Below are 16,885 nucleotides of genomic sequence, written 5' to 3'. Positions count from 1 at the left end.
TTTCGGGATCGACATCAGCCGCGATCTCATCCCGATCGCGCCGGCGGCCCACTACCTGATCGGAGGGGTGCGCGCCGACCTGAGCGGGGCCACCACCGTCGAGGGTCTCTACGCCTGCGGCGAGGTGGCCAGCAGCGGGGTCCACGGGGCCAACCGCCTGGCCAGCAACAGCCTGCTCGAGTCGGTGGTCTTCGCCCACCGCGCCGCCGAGGCGGCGCTCCGGCTGCGGGCCGAGGCGCCTCCGCCGGCGGCATCGGCGGTGGTCGAGGAATCGGCGGCAGAGCGCGTGCGCACCCTGGATGCGGGGGCGCTGGCGCGGCGCGACGAGCGCCTGCGGGACGCGATGTGGGACGGTGCCGGGCTGGTCCGCGACGCCGGCGGCCTGCGCGCCGCCCGCGACCTGGCCGCCGGCATCCGGGCGGAGTGCGAGGCCGACGGCTCGGTCGCCGCCACCGGGCTCCGCGCCCGGGCGCTCACCGCCACGCTGGTCTGCGACTCCGCCCTGGCTCGCGAGGAGAGCCGGGGCAGCCATCTGCGAGACGACTTCCCGGACAGCGGAGACGAATGGCTCGGAATCTGGGTCACGGACAGGAACAGGGGACTACGCTTTGACAGCAACGCTCGAACCCACAACTGACGCGCTCGCACCCGACGTCCTCGACCCGCTCATCGAAGCGGCGCTGGCGGAGGACGTGGGCGACGGCGACATCACCACGGACGCCATCCTGCCGCCGGAGATGACCTGCCGCGGCAAGGTGGTCTGCAAGCAGGACGGCGTCATCGCCGGCCTGACCGTGGCCCGGCGCGTCTTCCAGCTCGTCGACGAGCGGCTCCAGTTCGACGCCAAGACCCAGGACGGCCAGAAGGTCCAGGAGGACCAGATCGTCGCCCGCCTCTTCGGCCCGGCGCGGGCGATGCTGCGCGCCGAGCGGGTCGCCCTCAACTTCCTCCAGCACCTCAGCGGCATCGCCAGCCTCACCGCCAAGTACGTCAAGGCGGTCGAGGGCACCAAGACCCTGATCCTCGACACCCGCAAGACCACCCCGGGCCTGCGCAACCTCGAGAAGTACGCCACCCGCATGGGCGGCGCGGTGAACCACCGCATGGGCCTGTACGACCAGGTGCTCATCAAGGACACCCACCTGGCCCTGGCCAACGGCGTCAGCCCGGCGCTCCGCGCGGTCCGCAAGGCCCACCCCGAGGCGCCGATCAACGTCGAGGTCAGCAACCTCCAGGAGCTGGAGCAGGCGCTCACCGACAAGGCCCCGCGCATCCTCCTCGACAACTTCGCCCCTGGGCAGGTGCGCGAGGCGATGCAGCTGATCCGGGGCCGGGCCAAGGTGGAGATCAGCGGTGGCGTCGTGCTCCCCAACGCCCGCGCCTACGCCCTCGCCGGCGCCGACTACATCAGCGTCGGAGCCCTCACCCACTCCGCCGTCGCCCTCGACTTCAGCCTGAAGGTGACCCGCTACTAGCCGAGCCGCCGATCGCCGCCGTCCACCCCGCCGCAGCGGGGGGACCGGCGATGGCGCCCACCCGGAGGCGGCGAGCTCAGGAGGGCGTCAGAGCGGCGACCACGTTCTCCTGGACCCACCCCAGGGTGACGAGCATCGCGTACTCCTCGCTCTCCAGAAGACTTCCATCACCCCGATCCTCCCAGCCGTCGTCGTCGATGCCGAGCCGGGCGCCGGCCACGAGGCGGAGGTGGTTGAGCGCCCGGACCCAGGTGAGCGCCTCGTCCTCGGAGAGCCGGAAGCGGTCGTCGGAGCCGCCGAGGGCGGCGCGGACGGCGTCGATGTCGGCGGCCCGGACGTGCTCCACCTCGGGTCGGGAGTAGCGCTGGTAGTCCTCGTCGAGCTTGGGGTCGTCGTAGGCGTGGAGCCGGGTGCGGGGGTCGTCGCCGAGCCCGGGGCGGAGCTCGTCGACGATCCGCAGCAGGATCTCGCGCTCGCGCCGGTCGAGCCGCAGCTCGACGCGATTGAGCCGCCGCCGGACCCAGGCCATGCTGCCGCGGCTACCCGCGGGCCAGGGTGGCCTGCAGCCCGAACGCGTGCAGCCGGGTCACCGACACCTCGGCCTGCTCGCGGGGCTGGCTGGCGACGATCGCCTTGCCCTCCTGGTGGACCTGCATCATCAGCTTGGTCGCGGTGGTCTCGTCGTAACCGAAGAGCCGCCGGAAGACGAGGACGACGTACGACATCAGGGTGATGGGGTCGTTCCAGACCACCACGTTCCAGGGCATGTCACGGCGCGCACGCTCGCTACCGGCGGGGGCGTCACGCCTGGTCGGGGCCTCGGTCGGCATGCGAACAGCTTAGTGCAGCGCCGCCGCCAGCTGGGGACGGTGGGTCTGGGTCAGCGGGTGGGCGTCGCCGAGCTCGTTGAAGAGCCCCACCGCCACCCGGCGGGAGAGGTCCCGGACGGTTCCCTCGCCGCTGCGCACCGCCTCGACCAGCGCGGGCAGCGCGGTCGAGGGGTCACCCGCACGGAGCGCGTCGAGGGCGGCGATCGCCGGCGCGCCCGGCCCGGGCTCGGCGGCGAGCTGGAGGCGGGCGAGAAGGCCCGCGGCCACCGGGTCGTGCTGGGCGGGGCCGAGCACCTCGGCCGCGGCCTCGCCCTCGCCGCGGTCGAGCAGCATCCGGGCGAGCGCCACCCGGGGCGCGGCGAGGCCGGGGTCGAGCTCGACGGCGCGGCGCAGCGAGGCCTCGTCGCCGGCGCCGGTGAGGCGCTCGGCGGGGGAGGGGAGCAGCGCCTCGACGAAGCGCTCGACCGCGGGCCGCCCCTGGGCGCCGGTGAACTCGGAGACCACCTGGCCCTTGAGGAAGGCCTTGACCGCGGGGATGCCGCGCACCCCGTACCGCTGCTGCAGCCGGGGGTTGGCGTCGACGTCCACCTTGGCGAGCACCACCTCGTCGGGATGCGCCTCCACCGCCTGCTCGAGCACCGGCCCCAGCGCCCGGCACGGCGCGCACCACGCCGCCCAGAAGTCCACGATCACCGGCACGGTCAGCGACCGCTCCAGCACGTCGTGGACGAACGACCCCTCGGTGACGTCGATGACCATCCTCCCTTTCTACAGGATTTGCCGATCCACCCACTCCGTGAAACAAGGGGACCGGCGAGGGCCGAGGCCGCTCGCCGGTCCGAGAGAGAGGGCAGGAGGGGGACCGGCGGTGTCCCGCCGGTCCGGAGGGAGGGGTCTAGGCGGAGGTGCTGGGCGACAGGTCGAGGGTGCCGGTCCAGGCGTCGACGAAGCTCTTGGTGGTGGTGACGGGCTCGGCCGGCTCGGCCGGCGCGGTGGCGGTGATCGCCGTCCCAGTCTCGAGGACGGCGCGGAGCGGAAGCTCGCACTCGTGGCAGACGATCCAGATCGGCCCAGCCTCGTCGATGGTTCGCTCGAGGCGGTGTCGCCGGCCGCACTCCTCGCAGGTGATGGTGATCCGCATCGTGTCCAAGTTCCCGTTCCCGGTTCGGTGCTGGGGCTTTCCCGGTCCCCGTGGGGGCCGGTGCCAGCTGCGAGAGGAGCGTCTCAGGAAACTCGAAAAGGGGGGATGACATCGGGTTCAGACATGTAAAGACCGCGACGCGAAGCTGCGAAGGCTCCTCGCACCACCCCGCCGAGCGAGCGCGGCGGGGGTGGTACACTCCGCCCGCCGCGCAGGCACGGTGCGATCGCGCCCGTATTCCGCCAGAGCGCGCGGCGGTCACCGCGGACCGGGGTCCGCAGCTTTCGACCGGCGTCCCATGTGCACGCAGGCAGAGGCGAACGAGGAGCGAGTTGCCCCAGACCACCACAGTCGACGAGCCCATGACCATGGAGGAGCTCCTGAACGAGCAGGAGCACAGCATCCGGGCCCTCTCCCACGGCGACATCGTCGACGGGATCGTGGTCCGCGTCGATCCCGACGAGGTGCTGGTCGACATCGGGGCCAAGTCGGAAGGGGTGATCTCCAACCGGGAGCTGGTCGCCCGCGGCGAGGCGCCCGTCGAGCTGACGCCGGGTGACGAGGTCAAGGTCTACGTCATCGAGCCCGAGAACGAGCACGGCAACGTGGTGCTCTCGCTGCGCAAGGCGCGTGCGGAAGGGATCTGGCAGAAGGCCGCGGAGAAGGAGTCCGAGGGCGAGATCATCGACGCCGAGGTCCGCGAGCAGAACAAGGGCGGCCTCATCGTCAACATCATGGGCCTGCGCGGGTTCCTCCCCTCCAGCCAGGTGGCCCGCCAGTACAGCGGCAACCTCATGGAGCTGGTCGGGACCAAGATCCCGGTCAAGATCCTCGAGGTCAACCGCAAGCGCAACCGGCTGATCGTCTCCCAGCGCGCCGCCCAGGACGAGGATCGGGCGCGGCAGCGCGAGGAGCTGTTCGAGAAGCTCCAGGTCGGCGACCTGGTCAGTGGCAAGGTCAGCGGCCTGACCTCCTACGGCGCCTTCGTCAACCTCGGCGGCGCCGACGGCCTGATCCACATCAGCGAGCTGAGCTGGGATCGCATCAACAACGTCAGCGACATGCTCACCGTCGGCGACGAGGTCTCGGTCAAGGTCATCAAGCTCGATCCCGAGCTGAGCCGGATCAGCCTCTCCCTGCGGCAGATGAGTGCCGACCCCTGGGACACCATCGAGGATCGCTTCCCCCAGGGCAAGCCGGTCGAGGGCGCGGTCACCAAGACGAAGAAGTACGGCGCGTTCCTCCAGATCGCCGACGGGGTCGAGGGGCTGCTGCACATCAGCGAGCTCTCCTGGGACCACGTCGAGCGCACCGAGGACGTCCTCAAGGTCGGCGACAACGTCACCGTGATGGTGCTCAACGCCGACAAGGTGCGCCGCCGCATCAGCCTCTCGCTCCGCCAGCTGCAGGGTCGCGGGGCCGGCTCCGGCGACGTCGGCGAGGAGTACTACCCCGGCGCCGACTACGAGCCGGGCCAGGGCGGCGACGACGAGGATCGTGAGATCGGCTCCCTCCAGGCAGGGCTCGGCGCCGTCGCCGGGGCCGTCGCCGAGGAGCACGCGGAGCAGGTTCAGGCCGCCGCCGACCGCGCCGAGGCCGCCGCCGCCGCGCCGGAGGCACCCGCCGCCGCGGACAGCGAGCCGGAGGCCGCCGCGGCCGTGCCGGAGGCGGCCGCCGCCGAGACCGAGGAGCCGGAGGCGCCGGCGGCGCCGGCGGCCACGCTCGCCGAGCCCGTGGAGGCCGCCGCCGCGGCGGTCGAGGAGCCGAGGCCGGCGGTGCCGGCCACGGAGGAGGCGGAGTAGGCGGGCCCCCGCGACCGCATCGCGGGGGCCCCGTCGCCCCTTTTCGACGGCTCGTCACGACCTCGTTCCGCAAGGGGAGGTTGCTGGGGCGCAGGGCTGGGTATAGTGGTGGTCGCTGAGCCGCCTTGGACGGGGGGCTGCCCGCCGCGGTCGACCCCGCGGAGGTCCGCCCGCCGGGGCAGCGTCGGCGGAGGAGAACGAGAGCTTGTATCCCTTCGAACGGTTCACCGAGAGAGCGAAGAAGGTCCTCACCCTGGCGCAGGAGGAGGCGGAGCGCTCTCACCATTCGTACATCGGCACGGAGCACCTGCTGCTCGGGCTGCTGCGCGAGGGTGAGGGCCTGGCGGCCAAGGTGCTCAACAACCTTGGCGTAGAGATCAACAAAGTGCGCAGCACGATCGAGTCGGTCCTCGGTCGGAACGAGCGCATCATCATCCAGCAGATCATCCCCACCTCGCGGGTGAAGAAGGTCATCGAGATCTCCTTCGAGGAAGCGCGTCGCATGGGGAACAACTACGTGGGCACCGAGCACCTGCTGCTCGGCCTGCTGATCGAGGGAGAGGGCATCGCCGCCCACGTCCTCGAGGACCTCGGCGCGACCCTCGAGAAGGTGCGCGGCGAGATCGAGCGGCTGCTCCACGAGTCCGGCCTGGAGGAGGAGTCCAAGGAGGCCCAGAAGAAGCCCTCCAAGACCCCCCTGCTCGACCAGTTCTGCCGCGACCTCACCGAGCTCGCGCAGAAGAACTCCCTCGACCCGGTCATCGGGCGCGAGATGGAGATCGAGCGGGTCATCCAGATCCTCAGCCGGCGGACCAAGAACAATCCCGCTCTCATCGGCGAGCCCGGCGTCGGCAAGACCGCCATCGCCGAGGGCCTGGCCCAGCACATCATCCTGGGGAACATCCCCGAGTCCCTGATGGGCAAGCGGGTGCTCACCCTCGACATGGGCGCTCTCGTCGCCGGCACCAAGTACCGCGGCGAGTTCGAGGAGCGGCTCAAGAAGATCCTCGACGAGATCCGCCAATCGCGCGAGGTCGTGCTCTTCATCGACGAGCTCCACACCCTGGTGGGTGCGGGCGCCGCCGAGGGCGCGATCGACGCGGCGAACATCCTCAAGCCGGCCCTGGCGCGTGGCGAGATCCAGTGCATCGGCGCGACCACGCTGAACGAGTACCGCAAGTACATCGAGAAGGACGCCGCGCTCGAGCGCCGCTTCCAGCCGGTGTTCGTGGAGCAGCCCAGCCTCACCGAGACCAAGGAGATCCTGACCGGGATCCGCTCCCTCTACGAGAAGCACCACCGGGTCAAGATCACCGACGAGGCGCTGGTCGCCGCGGCCGAGCTCAGCGAGCGCTACGTCAGCGACCGCTCCCTTCCCGACAAGGCGATCGACCTCATCGACGAGGCCAGCGCCCGGGTGCGGATGAAGCTCACCACCACTCCTGACGATCTGCGCGCGATGCAGAAGGAGATCCGGCAGCTCCAGATCCAGAAGGAGGAGTCGATCGCCGGCCAGGACTACGAGACCGCCGCCTCCTTCCGCGACAGGGAGAAGAAGCTCAAGGAGAAGTACGTCTCCGAGGAGATGGCGTGGCGCGATCGTCTGGGGCAGACCGTGCCCGAGGTGACCGAGGAGCACATCGCCGAGATCATCTCGTCGTGGACGGGCGTCCCCGTGTCGCGTCTGGTCGAGGAGGAGACCTCTCGACTGCTGCGCATGGAGGATGAGATCCACAAGCGGCTGGTCGGGCAGGACGAGGCGGTCAAGGTGATCTCCCAGGCGGTGCGCCGAGCGCGCGCCGGGCTGAAGGATCACAAGCGACCCATCGGCTCGTTCATGTTCCTCGGCCCCACCGGGGTGGGCAAGACCGAGCTGGCGCGCTCGCTGGCCGCGTTCCTCTTCGACAACGAGGACGCGATCATCCGGCTCGACATGTCGGAGTTCATGGAGCGGCACAGCACCGCGCGCCTGGTCGGCTCGCCTCCCGGCTACGTCGGCTACGACGAGGGTGGTCAGCTCACCGAGGCGGTGCGGCGCCGTCCCTACAGCGTGGTGCTCTTCGACGAGATCGAGAAGGCGCATCCCGAGGTCTTCAACATCCTGCTGCAGATCCTCGAGGACGGCCGGCTCAGCGACGCCAAGGGCAAGGCGGTCAACTTCGCGAACACCATCGTGATCATGACCAGCAACCTCGGCGTGTCCAACCTGAAGGCCAACCTCTCGATGGGCTTCCAGCCGGCGATCCCGGACGAGCGGACCAGCTCGGCCGAGCACGGCAAGATGCGCGACACCATCATGGAGGAGCTCAAGCGGTCGTTCCGGCCGGAGTTCCTCAACCGCGTCGATGCGGTGGTGGTGTTCGAGCGGCTCGCGATGCCGCAGATGCGCCAGATCGTCGACCTCATGCTCGCCAAGGTGGCGGTCCACCTGGCGGCGCAGGAGCTCGCGTTCAGCGTCACCGACGAGGCCAAGGACAGGATCGTCGACGAGGGCTTCGACAAGATCTACGGAGCGCGACCACTGCGGCGCGTCATCCAGAGGGTCATCGAGGATCCTCTCAGCGAGGAGCTTCTCCGCCTGAAGCACGGCTCCGGCGACACCGTCCTCGTCGAGGTCCTCGACGATTCGGTGAAGATGCGCCTCGTGCCCAAGGGGTCACGCGACAAGGGCAAGCGTGAGGAGAAGGCGGAGGCCGCCGCGGGCGCTGCTCCGGAATAGGTTCTCGACCTTCGAATCCCGACGCGGGGGGCTGGGCGACGTGCCCAGCCCCCCGCTGCGCGTCCGCCCGGTTATCCACAGACCATGACCGGGTAGGCTAAAGCGAGCCATGCCGCACGAGTCCATCGTCATCACGGGTGCGCGGGAGCACAACCTCAAGGGTATCGACCTCACCCTGCCGCGCGACCGGCTGATCGTCATCACCGGGCTCAGCGGCAGCGGGAAGTCGAGCCTCGCCTTCGACACCATCTACGCCGAGGGACAGCGTCGCTACGTCGAGTCACTGAGCGCCTACGCGCGCCAGTTCCTCGGGCAGATGGAGAAGCCCGACGTCGATCACATCGAGGGGCTGAGCCCGGCGATCAGCATCGACCAGAAGGGAACCAGCCGCAATCCGCGCTCGACGGTGGGCACGGTCACCGAGATCTACGACTACCTGCGGCTGCTCTGGGCGCGCATCGGCCATCCCCACTGCCCGAAGTGCGGGCGCGAGATCAGCAAGCAGAGCATCGAGCAGATCGCCGACCAGGTGCTGGCGCTGCCCGCGGGCACGCGGCTGATGATCACCGCGCCGATGGTGCAGGGGCGCAAGGGCGAGCACCGCGAGGTGTTCGAGGAGGCGCGCCGGGGCGGCTACGTCCGCGCCCGCGTCGACGGAGAGCTCCGTGATCTATCCGACACCATCACCCTCGACAAGAAGTACAAGCACGACATCGAGATCGTTGTCGACCGTGTGGTGATCGGTCCCGAGCTGAGCTCGCGCCTCAACGACTCCCTGGAGCAGGCGTCGAAGCTCGCCGACGGGGTCATCCTGATCATCCCGGTGGACGAGTCGTCGGGGCTGAGCCAGATGCTCTTCAGCCAGGACTACGCGTGCGTCTACGACGGCATCTCGATGGAGGAGCCGGCGCCGCGCAACTTCTCGTTCAACAGCCCGCACGGCGCGTGCACGGTGTGCACCGGCCTCGGCCTGCGCATGGAGGTCGACGAGGAGGCGGTCGTTCCCGACCCGAGTCTCAGCATCATGGGCGGCGCGCTCGCCGGCTGGACCAGGGGGCCGTCGCAGCGCTGGCTCGCCGAGGTCGTCGACGCGGTGGCGGCCCGGTACCGGATCCCCGTCGACGCACCCTGGCGCGACCTGAACGACGCGCAGCGCAAGGTGATCCTGCACGGCCTGCCCAAGGACGAGACGGTGCGGATGCGCTACGTCTCCCACTCCGGCAGGGCGCGCCACTTCGAGGCCCACTACGAGGGCGTCATCCCCAACCTCCAGCGCCGCTACCGGGAGACCGACTCCGACTGGGTGAAGCAGGAGATCGAGCGGCTGATGATGCAGCGTCCCTGCCCGGCATGTGCGGGCAGGCGGCTCAAGCCGGAGTTCCTCGCCGTCACCGTCGACGGCATGAGCATCGCCGACTTCTGCGCGCAGAGCGTGGTCGCGGCGCTGTGCCGGCTCGACGAGCTGCACCTCACCGAGCGTGAGGCGCTGATCGCGCGTCAGATCCTCAAGGAGATCCGCGAGCGCCTCGGCTTCCTCAACGACGTCGGCCTCGACTACCTCACCCTCGACCGCTCGGCGCAGACGCTGAGCGGCGGCGAGGCGCAGCGCATCCGCCTGGCCACCCAGATCGGCAGCAAGCTGATGGGGGTGCTGTACGTCCTCGACGAGCCCAGCATCGGACTCCACCAGAGCGACAACCGCAAGCTCATCGACACCCTGGTGGCGCTGCGGGACATCGGCAACACGCTGATCGTCGTCGAGCACGACGAGGAGACCATCCGCTCCGCCGACTACGTCGTCGACATCGGCCCGGGCGCGGGCGAGCACGGCGGCCACGTGGTCGCGGCGGGCACCCTCGAGGAGGTGCTCGCAACCCCCGACAGCGTCACCGCGCAGTACCTGCGCGGCGACCGCGGAGTGCCGGTCCCGCATCGCCGGCGCGGCGGCGGTCCGGGCGCGCTGACGGTGCGCGGCGCGCGCGCGAACAACCTGCGCGACATCGACGTCAGCTTCCCGCTGGGCACGTTCACGTGCGTCACCGGGGTGAGCGGCAGCGGCAAGAGCACGCTGGTCAACGACGTCCTCTACCGCAGGCTGGCGCAGCACCTCCACCACGCCCGCGAGCGTCCCGGACGGCACAGCGGCATCGATGGCCTCGACGCGGTCGACAAGGTGATCAACGTCGACCAGTCGCCGATCGGCCGCACCCCGCGCAGCAACCCGGCCACGTATGTCGGCGTGTTCACGTACATCCGCGAGCTCTTCGCCCAGCTGCCCGAGGCGCGGGTGCGCGGCTACAAGCCCGGCCGCTTCTCCTTCAACGTCAGCGGCGGTCGCTGCGAGGCGTGCCAGGGCGACGGGATGATCAAGATCGAGATGCACTTCCTCCCCGACATCTACGTGACCTGCGAGGTGTGCAAGGGCCGCCGCTACAACCGTGAGGCGTTGGAGGTGAGGTTCCGTGGCAAGAGCATCGCCGACGTGCTCGCGATGACCGTCGACGAGGCCGCGGTGCTGTTCGAGAACCAGCCGCGTATCGCCCGCAAGATGCACACCCTGCAGGACGTGGGGCTCGGGTACATCCGCCTCGGCCAGCCCGCCACCCAGCTGAGCGGCGGCGAGGCGCAGCGGGTGAAGCTGAGCACCGAGCTGAGCCGGCGCGACACCGGGCGCACCGTGTACATCCTCGACGAGCCCACCACCGGCCTGCACTTCGCCGACGTGGAGAAGCTGCTCGGCGTGCTCCACCGGCTCGTCGACGCCGGCAACACGGTGATCGTCATCGAGCACAACCTCGACGTGATCAAGACCGCCGACCGGGTCATCGACCTCGGGCCCCAGGGGGGCGACCGCGGCGGCGAGGTGATCGCCTCCGGCACCCCCGAGGAGGTGGCGGCGTCGCCGATCAGCGCCACCGGGCGGTACCTGCGGCCGCTGCTCCCGGAGGCCCCCCGCCGCGCCGCCGTCGCCCGCCCCCGGGCTGCCTCCCGTCGCCGCCCCCGGGGCACGGAGCCCGCCGCCGCCGCGGTCTGACCCTCGGTTCGGCGGGGCCTCGGGTATGATCGTGGGGTTCGCCGACCACCCCGGGGTGCCGCTGCGCCCTCACCGGGAGAGTCGCCATGGTGCTGATGCTCGTCGCGGAGCTGCTCGGAGGTGAGACCCGGGTCTCGCCGGGGGGGCCGGTCGACACCGCCACCGCCGCCTCCGATGAGGTCGTGCTCTGGGCATCGCCCGCGGTCGAGGCCGCCGCCCAGCAGCCGTCGCCGGAGGTGGAGACCGAGATCACCGGCGTTCGCGCCCCGGCGGCGCCCGCCCGGGTCTAGCCGGCACCGGCAGGGGGGAGGGGTGACCACCACAGCTTCGACGGGCCCACCGATGCGCTATTTTCTCCGGCCATGACCCAGCCCGTGCCGATCAGCCCCGAGGACGGGGAGCGGCGGATCCGCCTGCGCCGCCTCGACGACTGCCTGAACGTCCTCGAGCAGGCCCACGAGCTCGACATGACCGTCGTCAACGAGAAGGTCGCCGAGCTGGTGGCCGACCGCGTCCCCACCATCCACCCGGGGATGCTCATCGCCGACGCCATCGAGGAGGTGCTCCGGCACCAGGAGCCCTACATGCTCCAGGTCCGCCCCGAGGTCACCTCCCGCCGGGTGCGGCGCCGCCGCGAGCCCTTCGACATCCGGCTCCTGCTGCAGCGGCGCTGACCCCGCCGCGGTTCAGGCCGCCTGCCGCGGGGGCTACACTGCGGCGCTGATCGCATGAGCGACTTCGGGTTCGATCCAGCCGACCTCTTCCGCAAGCAGCCGCCGGGCCGCCGCCCGCGTGTGGTGCGGAGCGGTCCGCTGATGCCCCGGCGCAGGCGGATCCTCATCGCCATCGCGGTGGTGCTCATCGTCGTGCTGGTGGTCGCCTTCTCGCTCGTCGACCTCCGCGTCCAGTACCTGTTCCTCGGCAACCTCGACCACACCAACGTCTTCTGGACGCCGCTGCTGGCGAAGATCGTGCTCTTCATCATCGGCTTCCTCCTCTGCGGCGCCCTGGTGGCGCTGAACATCCCCGGCTTCGCCGCCGCCGCGGGCGCGCTCGACCGCTCCGGCGGACGGATCGCGGTGTTCGCGGGGATCGCCCTCGCCGTGGTGGCGGGGATCATCGCCGGGGCCTGGCTCGCCGGCCAGTGGCAGGAGATCCTCCTCTGGCAGCACCACCACGACTTCGGCGCCACCGACCCGGTCTTCCACCGGGACTACTCCTTCTTCGTCTTCACCCTGCCGGTGCTCGACGACCTGCAGGGGATCGCCTGGGGAGCTGCCGTCGTCGGCCTGCTCGGCGCGATCGGCCTCGCCGGCCTCTGCGTCGCCGTCGAGACCGCCCCCGAGGAGGTGCCGATGCCGCTGCGGCCGCCGGTGGGGCGCACCCCGCGGGACGGCATGGCGGCGGCGGTCCGCCATGCCGGGATGGTGCTGGTGGCCATCTTCGTGCTGGCGGCGCTGGGCGCCCACTACGGCGTCTTCCACCTCACCACCAGCGACCACGGCAACTTCATCGGCCTCGACGCGGTCGAGCGGAACGTGCTCCGCCCGGTGCTCGGGGCGCTGCAGTGGGTCGCGGTGGTCTTCGCGCTCATCACCGTGGCGGCGCTGGTGATGCTGCGCGGCGCCTCCGCCTACCGGGCGGCGGCGGTGCTGGGCGGCCTGCTCGCCGGCTGGCTGCTGCTCGCCGGGGTGGCCCAGGGGGTGCCCACCGCGATCTACCGGGCCACCTCGGTGAACCCGAACGCGCTCACCGCCCAGCGCTCCTCGATCGCCGACTTCCTCAGCACCAGCCGCACCGCCTGGGGGCTCTCCCCGGACCGCAACGTCGTCACCACCCAGTTCGGCACCCCTCCGGGCAGCCCGCCCCAGCCGCCGACGGTCGCCGACCTGGTGGCGGACGCGGGCACCACCAAGAACATCCGCATCCAGGACTTCCGGGTGCTGCAGGAGGTCTTCAACCAGATCGACCGCAGCCGCAGCTACCAGACCTTCCCCTCGATCACCGTCGACCGCTACCCCTCTCCGAATGGCGAGACCGAGGTGATGCTCTCCTCACGCGAGGTCGCCGAGGCGGACATCCCTGCCGGCTCCTTCGTCAATCGCAGCTTCATCTACACCCACGGCTACGGCATCACCGCGGTCTCGGTGAACCGGGTCGGCGCCGAGGGCAAGCCCGACATCCTGGCCGGCCGGCAGCCCCTCCAGCTGGTGGCGCCCGACGCCCCGCCCGACCTCGCGGTGAAGGACCCGCGGCTGTACTGCGGCCTGGCCACCACCCAGCCGGTGGTCGTGAACACCACCCAGAAGGAGTTCGACTACCCCTCGCAGAACGGCGACCAGACCGCGACCTACGGCAACCTCCCCGGCGGCATCCGCAACCCGGGGGGGCTCGACCGGCTGGCGATCTCGCTGAGCGCATTCAAGGGCTTCGACCTCTTCCTCACCTCGGCGCTCACCTCCGACAGCCGCGTCCTCCTCCACCGCGAGGTGCGCGACCGCATCTCCCAGCTGGCCCCCTTCCTGCGCCTCGACGGCGACCCGTACGTGGTCGCCGACCCCGGCACCGGGCACCTCCAGGTGGTCGCCGACGCCTACGTGGCCAGCGACCTCTTCCCCGAGGCGTTCCGGCAGAGCGACGGCACCTCGTACATGCGCAACGCGGTGAAGGCGGTGGTCGACGCCCGCACCTGCCAGACCACCCTGTACGCCGTCGATCCCTCGGAGCCGCTCACCGCCTCCTACAGCGACATCTACCCCGGCCTGTTCCAGCCGATCTCCAGCATGCCCGAGTCGCTGCGCAGCCACCTGCGCTACCCCGAGGACCTCTTCAAGGCGCAGGCGCAGGCCTACGGGTCGGTGCACATCACCGACCCCGACGTGCTCTTCAACCGCAGCGACCTCTTCCGGGTCGCCCAGGAGATCATCGGGGGCAACACCCAGGACACCCAGCCCTACTACGTCGAGCTCACCCTCCCCGGCGACAAGGGCGCCTCCTTCGTGCTCCTCCAGGCCTTCTCGCCGGCGCAGAGCGGCGGCGGCGGCGCAGGTTCCAACGTGATGACCGCCCTGCTGGCGGCGCGCTGCGACTACAGCACCGGCAGTCCGAAGATGGTCGCCATCCGCCTCAACAACGCCGACAACGTCCTCGGGCCGCTGCAGTTCGACAACAACATCAACACCGACCCGGTGATCAGCCCGGAGATCAGCCTCCTGAGTCAGGGCGGCTCGTCGGTGTTCCTCGGCAACGTGATCGTGCTGCCCTTCAACAACCACTCGTTCCTCTACGTCCGGCCGCTCTACGTGCAGGCCGCCGGCGGCAGCTTCCCCCAGCTCCGCTACGTGATCGTCGGCACCCAGTCGCGCATCGCCCAGGGCACCAACCTCCCCGACGCGCTCCAGAACCTCTTCGGCCAGCCCATCCCCGTGCCCGGCCTGGGCGCGCCCTCCAGCGCGGCCCCCTCGCCGGGCGCCTCGGCGACGCCCCTGCCCGGTGGCACCGGTGTGACCCTGCCGCCGCAGGTGCTGGCGATCGTCAACGACCTGATCCAGCACAACACCAACGCCCAGCAGGCGATCGCCAGGGGCGACTACGTCACCTACGGCAAGGAGCAGGACGCGGTGCAGAAGGACCTCGACCGGCTCCGCCAGCTGGTCGGCTCGGGCGCCACCGTGGTGCCCACCCCCTCCGCCTCGGCGAGCCCGGGAGCCAGCCCCAGCCCCCACTGAACCGGGTTCGGTACCCTGGGGCCCCATGCCTGAGAGCCTGATGATCGCGCCTCGGATCCGGCAGATCGACACCCTGCTCGGAGGCCAGGACAGCCTCACCGCGGGCTTCCTGGTGGAGGGGCCGCGGCCCGCCCTGGTCGAGACCGGCGCGCGGACCAGCACCGAGACGGTGCGCCGCCATCTCCGCGAGCTGGGGCTGGGGCCCGACGGCCTCGGCTGGATCGTGCTCACCCACGTCCACCTCGACCACGCCGGCGCCGTCGGCGACCTCGCCGCCGACTTCCCGTCGGCGACGGTGGTGGTTCACGAGCAGGGGGCGCGCCACCTCGTCGACCCCACCCGGCTGGTCGACAGCGCCGCCCGGGTCTACGGCGACCTGCTGGACTCGCTCTACGGGCGGATGCTCCCGGTGCCGCAGGAGCGGATCCTCGCCGCCGTCGACGGCCAGCGCATCGACCTCGGTGGCGGCCACCATCTCACCATGGTCGAGTCGCCGGGGCACGCCAAGCACCACCAGGCGGTCCTCGACGAGGACTCGGGGACCCTGCTGGTCGGCGACTCGGTGGGGGTGATGCTGCCCGGGCAGCCGGCGCTGCGCCCGGCGGTGCCGCCGCCCGACTTCGACCTCGAGCTCTCGGTGGGCTCGCTCCGCAAGTACGTCGCCCTGCGCCCGCAGCAGCTGGTGCTCACCCACTACGGCCCGCTGCCGGACGCCGCCGCCGGCCTCGCCGAGGCGGAGGAGACCCTCCACCGCTGGGTCGAGCTCGCCGAGAGGGTGACCCGCGAGTCGCCGGACGCGGGCGTCGAGGACATCGCCGCCGCATTCGAGGCCGCCTTCGTGCCCCCGCCCGACCAGCTCGACGCGGCGGTGCGGGCGCGGATGGAGCTGCTCAACGGCGTCCACGGCAACGCCGCCGGGATCGCCCGCTACCTCGCGAAGCGCCGCTCGCGGGAGGAGGGAGGGGCTCCGCGCCCGTGACCATGCTGGAGGACGGCCTGCCCGTCGCCGCCGAGGAGGGCTCCCCGCCGATCGTCCTCCCCGTGCCCGGGAGCCGTCCGCAGCGCCGCCCGCCGTTGCTCGCGGTGGTCCTGCTCAGCGCCTGCGTCGGCCTGGTCGGCGGCGCCGCCGCGGCCTGGGGGCTCTACCAGCGGCTGGGGCCGGTGGAGCGCATCGTCACCCAGCCCTCCCCGTACAGCGGCGGCCCGGTCTCCCCCTCGTACCAGAGCATCGCCGCCACCGCCGCGCCCTCGGTGGTGAAGATCCTCACCCGGCCGCTGAGCCCCGCCGACCTGGCGGGACGCCCCCAGGGCTTCGCGGTGGGCTTCGTGGCCAGCGCCGACGGCCTGGTGGTCACCAGCGCCCACGCGCTGAGCGGGGCCACCCGGCTCCGGATCGCCTTTCCCGACGGCCACGCCGTCGACGCCTCGGTGGCGGGGACCGACCTCATCCACGGCATCGCCGTGCTCCGGGCGGCCGACTCGAAGGCGCTGACCCCGCTGACCTTCGCCGGCTCCGAGGGGCAGGCGCCGCGGCCGGGCGACCTCGCCATCACCGTGGGGTCGCCCCCCTTCGCCGCCACCAGCGTCACCGCGGGCCAGATCAGCTCGACCGGCCGGGTGGTGCCCGCGGCCGCCGCCGGGGTGGCCGGGGGCGCGGTGGTCGACGTCACCACCGTCGACGCCACCGCCGACCCCTCCGAGGACGGCGCCCCGGTGCTCGACGCCGCCGGCCGGGTGATCGGCGTCGTGCTCATCGGCGGCGACGGCGCCCCGCCCGGGGTGCTCGCCCTCAGCGGCCGGAGCGCCGCCGACCTGGTCGCCGCCATCGAGCGTGGCGGCAGCGCCCGCCGGCCCACCCTCGGGGTCGACGCGGTGGTGCTCGACCCCGCCACCGCGGTGGCGGTGGGGCTGCGCCCGGGGGCGCTGGTCCGCGCCGTCGTCCCCGGCGGCCCCAGCGACGCAGCCGGTCTCATCGCCGGCGACGACGTCACCGCCCTCGACGGCATCCCCCTCGACGCCCAGCATCCCCTCGACGCCGTCGCCCTCGCCCTCACCGAGGGTCAGCGGGTGGTGCTCACCGTGGTCCGCGGCGGGGTCGAGCGCACCCTCAGCGTGGTGGTCGGCGGCGGCTGACGAAGCCCGGCTACCATCGGCTT

14 protein-coding genes are annotated in these 16,885 nt (G+C 71.5%); 10 read left to right on the top strand and 4 right to left on the bottom strand.

All coding sequences use genetic code 11. The annotated features are described in order from the left end of the window. Positions 1-637, top strand: a 637-nt coding sequence (locus VGL20_16975) for an FAD-binding protein (protein HEY2705378.1), incomplete at its 5' end; no start/stop codon positions are given. Continuing rightward, positions 609-1,475, top strand: a complete 867-nt coding sequence (gene nadC / locus VGL20_16970) for a carboxylating nicotinate-nucleotide diphosphorylase (protein ID HEY2705377.1) — start codon at positions 609-611, stop codon at positions 1,473-1,475. The genes VGL20_16975 and nadC, both read left to right, overlap by 29 nt. Positions 1,476-1,551: 76 nt before the next feature. Here nadC and VGL20_16965 read toward each other — a convergent pair whose 3' ends face one another. The 4 genes from VGL20_16965 to VGL20_16950 all read right to left on the bottom strand — a co-directional run bounded on the left by VGL20_16965 (position 1,552) and on the right by VGL20_16950 (position 3,446). After that, positions 1,552-2,004: a DUF2017 family protein gene (locus VGL20_16965; GenBank protein HEY2705376.1), complete on the bottom strand. Its 453-nt coding sequence runs from the start codon at positions 2,002-2,004 to the stop codon at positions 1,552-1,554. Positions 2,005-2,014: 10 nt separating this feature from the next. Next, complete coding sequence (gene clpS, locus VGL20_16960) at positions 2,015-2,242, bottom strand: ATP-dependent Clp protease adapter ClpS (GenBank protein ID HEY2705375.1); 228 nt, start codon at positions 2,240-2,242, stop codon at positions 2,015-2,017. A gap of 72 nt (positions 2,243-2,314) precedes the next feature. Further along, complete coding sequence (locus VGL20_16955) at positions 2,315-3,064, bottom strand: tetratricopeptide repeat protein (protein HEY2705374.1); 750 nt, start codon at positions 3,062-3,064, stop codon at positions 2,315-2,317. Between the two features lie 136 nt (positions 3,065-3,200). Next, a complete protein-coding gene (locus VGL20_16950; protein HEY2705373.1) occupies positions 3,201-3,446 on the bottom strand; it encodes a hypothetical protein in 246 nt (81 codons plus the stop codon). Between the two features lie 368 nt (positions 3,447-3,814). On the opposite strand from VGL20_16950, the gene rpsA reads away from it, so the two are divergent. The 8 genes from rpsA (at position 3,815) to VGL20_16910 (ending at position 16,862) form a co-directional block, all read left to right on the top strand. Further along, positions 3,815-5,248: a 30S ribosomal protein S1 gene (gene rpsA / locus VGL20_16945; GenBank protein ID HEY2705372.1), complete on the top strand. Its 1,434-nt coding sequence runs from the start codon at positions 3,815-3,817 to the stop codon at positions 5,246-5,248. A 205-nt stretch (positions 5,249-5,453) separates the two neighbouring features. Beyond that, positions 5,454-7,967, top strand: coding sequence for an ATP-dependent Clp protease ATP-binding subunit (locus VGL20_16940; protein ID HEY2705371.1), 2,514 nt, complete (start codon positions 5,454-5,456; stop codon positions 7,965-7,967). Positions 7,968-8,076: 109 nt separating this feature from the next. Next, a complete protein-coding gene (uvrA, locus tag VGL20_16935; protein HEY2705370.1) occupies positions 8,077-11,001 on the top strand; it encodes an excinuclease ABC subunit UvrA in 2,925 nt (974 codons plus the stop codon). Positions 11,002-11,087: 86 nt separating this feature from the next. Continuing rightward, positions 11,088-11,291: a hypothetical protein gene (locus tag VGL20_16930; GenBank protein HEY2705369.1), complete on the top strand. Its 204-nt coding sequence runs from the start codon at positions 11,088-11,090 to the stop codon at positions 11,289-11,291. Positions 11,292-11,363: 72 nt separating this feature from the next. Beyond that, positions 11,364-11,675, top strand: coding sequence for a hypothetical protein (locus VGL20_16925; protein HEY2705368.1), 312 nt, complete (start codon positions 11,364-11,366; stop codon positions 11,673-11,675). A gap of 54 nt (positions 11,676-11,729) precedes the next feature. Further along, the gene (locus VGL20_16920; protein ID HEY2705367.1) at positions 11,730-14,729 is read left to right on the top strand and encodes a UPF0182 family protein; all 3,000 of its coding nucleotides are present in this window, start codon (positions 11,730-11,732) and stop codon (positions 14,727-14,729) included. 25 nt (positions 14,730-14,754) lie between these two features. Further along, positions 14,755-15,708, top strand: a complete 954-nt coding sequence (locus VGL20_16915; GenBank protein HEY2705366.1) for an MBL fold metallo-hydrolase — start codon at positions 14,755-14,757, stop codon at positions 15,706-15,708. A 2-nt stretch (positions 15,709-15,710) separates the two neighbouring features. Continuing rightward, complete coding sequence (locus VGL20_16910) at positions 15,711-16,862, top strand: trypsin-like peptidase domain-containing protein (protein ID HEY2705365.1); 1,152 nt, start codon at positions 15,711-15,713, stop codon at positions 16,860-16,862. The last annotated feature ends 23 nt before the right edge of the window (positions 16,863-16,885 follow it).

The organism is Candidatus Dormiibacterota bacterium, assembly GCA_036495095.1.
In the GTDB taxonomy this organism is placed as follows: domain Bacteria; phylum Chloroflexota; class Dormibacteria; order Aeolococcales; family Aeolococcaceae; genus CF-96.
Note: the sequence above shows the minus strand (reverse complement) of the source record. Positions and strands in the feature narration are given on the sequence as shown.

Bases quoted from the DNA above. Each gene is read 5' to 3' on its own strand.
- VGL20_16965 (HEY2705376.1), bottom strand. From the start codon at position 2,004: ATGGCCTGGGTCCGGCGGCGGCTCAATCGCGTCGAGCTGCGGCTCGAC.
- clpS (HEY2705375.1), bottom strand. From the start codon at position 2,242: ATGCCCTGGAACGTGGTGGTCTGGAACGACCCCATCACCCTGATGTCG.
- VGL20_16955 (HEY2705374.1), bottom strand. From the start codon at position 3,064: ATGGTCATCGACGTCACCGAGGGGTCGTTCGTCCACGACGTGCTGGAG.
- VGL20_16950 (HEY2705373.1), bottom strand. From the start codon at position 3,446: ATGCGGATCACCATCACCTGCGAGGAGTGCGGCCGGCGACACCGCCTC.
- rpsA (HEY2705372.1), top strand. From the start codon at position 3,815: ATGGAGGAGCTCCTGAACGAGCAGGAGCACAGCATCCGGGCCCTCTCC.
- uvrA (HEY2705370.1), top strand. From the start codon at position 8,077: ATGCCGCACGAGTCCATCGTCATCACGGGTGCGCGGGAGCACAACCTC.
- VGL20_16930 (HEY2705369.1), top strand. From the start codon at position 11,088: ATGGTGCTGATGCTCGTCGCGGAGCTGCTCGGAGGTGAGACCCGGGTC.
- VGL20_16925 (HEY2705368.1), top strand. From the start codon at position 11,364: ATGACCCAGCCCGTGCCGATCAGCCCCGAGGACGGGGAGCGGCGGATC.
- VGL20_16920 (HEY2705367.1), top strand. From the start codon at position 11,730: ATGAGCGACTTCGGGTTCGATCCAGCCGACCTCTTCCGCAAGCAGCCG.
- VGL20_16915 (HEY2705366.1), top strand. From the start codon at position 14,755: ATGCCTGAGAGCCTGATGATCGCGCCTCGGATCCGGCAGATCGACACC.
- VGL20_16910 (HEY2705365.1), top strand. From the start codon at position 15,711: ATGCTGGAGGACGGCCTGCCCGTCGCCGCCGAGGAGGGCTCCCCGCCG.